This window comes from Providencia sp. M-27, from assembly GCF_011077905.1.
In the GTDB taxonomy this organism is placed as follows: domain Bacteria; phylum Pseudomonadota; class Gammaproteobacteria; order Enterobacterales; family Enterobacteriaceae; genus Providencia; species Providencia huaxiensis.
Window position 1 is genome coordinate 1 of sequence record NZ_JAALBT010000049.1, and the last position, 2831, is coordinate 2831.

2 protein-coding genes are annotated in these 2831 nt (G+C 37.2%); both read left to right on the forward strand.

The features are described from left to right. Positions 1-394: 394 nt before the first annotated feature. On the forward strand, positions 395-1870 hold the full coding sequence (msr(E), locus tag G6Q48_RS21805; protein WP_000052512.1) for an ABC-F type ribosomal protection protein Msr(E): 1476 nt from the start codon (positions 395-397) through the stop codon (positions 1868-1870). Between the two features lie 55 nt (positions 1871-1925). Further along, on the forward strand, positions 1926-2810 hold the full coding sequence (locus G6Q48_RS21810; protein ID WP_000155092.1) for an Mph(E) family macrolide 2'-phosphotransferase: 885 nt from the start codon (positions 1926-1928) through the stop codon (positions 2808-2810). Positions 2811-2831: the final 21 nt, after the last annotated feature.

Genomic DNA, 2831 nt, shown 5'->3' on the forward strand with positions numbered 1-2831 from the left:
AATAAGCCTTATATCCAAGCATAAAACAAGGTTGTCTAGACTTCTTTTAACAGTAAAGTTATCATAAAACTGAATTTTATTTTTTAGGTAAGTTTATGCATTCTATCCGCATTCGTTAAGACACAACTATTTGCATAGTGACACTATTTTATAATGGTGGGCTTTTGTTGTGTCTTTAAGAATATATGCGGATATATAAAGTAAAAGTATGCTTAATTTATAAGTATGCTTTTAGTGCATAGTTTCCAGTTATAACTTAATTGACTAGCTATTTGTCCACCCTGTGGATGAATAGCTTTTTTTTTGGGAGGACACTGTGATGCTAGCTTTTGTTTTCACCTAAATCCTGTTTGCTGCATAAAAAATTTCAAGAGCTAAACAGGAGTAAATAAAAATGAGTTTAATTATTAAAGCGAGAAACATACGCTTGGATTATGCTGGGCGTGATGTTTTGGATATTGATGAATTGGAAATTCACTCTTATGACCGTATTGGTCTTGTGGGTGATAACGGAGCAGGAAAGAGTAGTTTACTCAAAGTACTTAATGGCGAAATTGTTTTAGCCGAAGCGACATTACAGCGTTTTGGTGATTTTGCACATATCAGCCAACTGGGCGGAATCGAAATAGAAACGGTCGAAGACCGGGCAATGTTATCTCGCCTTGGTGTTTCCAATGTACAAAACGACACAATGAGTGGCGGAGAGGAAACTCGTGCAAAAATTGCTGCCGCATTTTCCCAACAAGTACATGGCATTCTAGCGGATGAACCAACCAGCCACCTTGATCTCAATGGAATAGATCTACTTATTGGTCAACTTAAAGCATTTGATGGAGCATTACTTGTTATCAGTCATGACCGATATTTTCTTGATATGGTTGTAGACAAGATATGGGAGTTAAAAGACGGTAAAATTACGGAATATTGGGGTGGTTACTCGGATTACTTGCGTCAAAAAGAAGAAGAGCGACAACACCAAGCCGTAGAATATGAGCTGATGATGAAGGAACGGGAGCGATTAGAATCTGCTGTGCAAGAAAAACGCCAGCAAGCTAATCGATTAGACAATAAGAAAAAAGGAGAAAAATCCAAAAACTCTACCGAAAGTGCTGGACGACTTGGGCATGCAAAAATGACTGGCACCAAGCAAAGAAAACTGTATCAGGCAGCTAAGAGTATGGAAAAGCGTTTGGCTGCATTAGAAGATATTCAAGCACCAGAGCATTTGCGTTCTATTCGTTTTCGTCAAAGTTCAGCCCTAGAACTGCACAATAAGTTCCCGATTACGGCAGATGGTCTGAGCTTAAAATTTGGTAGCCGTACTATCTTTGATGACGCTAACTTTATAATACCGCTTGGCGCTAAAGTCGCTATAACTGGATCGAATGGAACAGGGAAAACGTCCTTGTTAAAAATGATATCAGAACGTGCTGATGGATTAACCATATCTCCAAAAGCTGAAATTGGCTACTTTACACAAACAGGATATAAATTTAACACGCATAAATCTGTGCTCTCCTTTATGCAGGAAGAGTGCGAGTACACAGTTGCGGAAATTCGTGCAGTATTGGCTTCAATGGGGATCGGAGCGAATGATATTCAAAAAAACTTATCCGACTTATCGGGAGGTGAAATCATCAAACTGCTTTTATCCAAAATGCTTTTAGGAAAATATAATATTTTGCTTATGGATGAACCAGGAAACTATCTTGACCTAAAAAGTATTGCCGCATTAGAAACAATGATGAAGTCCTATGCAGGAACTATTATCTTCGTATCTCATGACAAGCAATTGGTCGATAATATTGCTGACATTATCTACGAGATCAAAGACCACAAAATCATCAAGACTTTTGAGAGAGATTGTTAATGATAGCCAATCTAATCCGAACATTAATTATTGAACTCTTTAAAGGAAATTAAAAATGACAATTCAAGATATTCAATCACTTGCTGAAGCACACGGCTTGTTGCTTACGGACAAAATGAATTTCAATGAAATGGGCATTGATTTTAAGGTCGTTTTTGCTCTTGATACAAAGGGGCAACAATGGTTGCTGCGTATTCCTCGTCGTGATGGCATGAGGGAACAAATCAAGAAAGAAAAACGCATTTTAGAATTGGTAAAAAAACATCTTTCTGTAGAGGTTCCTGATTGGAGAATTTCATCTACAGAATTAGTGGCTTATCCCATACTTAAAGATAATCCTGTTTTAAATTTGGATGCTGAAACCTATGAAATAATTTGGAATATGGACAAAGATAGCCCGAAATACATAACATCTTTGGCAAAAACCTTATTTGAAATCCATAGTATTCCTGAAAAAGAAGTTCGGGAAAATGATTTGAAAATTATGAAACCTTCAGATTTAAGACCTGAAATAGCAAACAATTTGCAGTTAGTAAAATCTGAAATTGGTATAAGTGAGCAATTGGAAACCCGCTACAGAAAATGGTTGGATAATGATGTTCTATGGGCAGATTTCACCCAATTTATACATGGCGATTTATATGCTGGGCATGTACTAGCTTCAAAGGATGGAGCTGTTTCAGGCGTTATTGATTGGTCAACAGCCCATATAGATGACCCAGCGATTGATTTTGCTGGGCATGTAACTTTGTTTGGAGAAGAAAGCCTCAAAACTCTAATCATCGAGTATGAAAAACTAGGGGGTAAAGTTTGGAATAAACTATATGAACAGACTTTAGAAAGAGCAGCGGCCTCTCCTTTGATGTATGGTTTATTTGCCTTAGAAACTCAAAATGAAAGCCTTATCGTTGGAGCAAAAGCTCAGTTGGGAGTTATATAATTTAAAAATATGATTGCTGAG

What these genes read in the sequence shown, in the direction of transcription:
- G6Q48_RS21810 (WP_000155092.1), top strand. Translation starts at nt 1,926, where the DNA reads ATGACAATTCAAGATATTCAATCACTTGCTGAAGCACACGGCTTGTTG.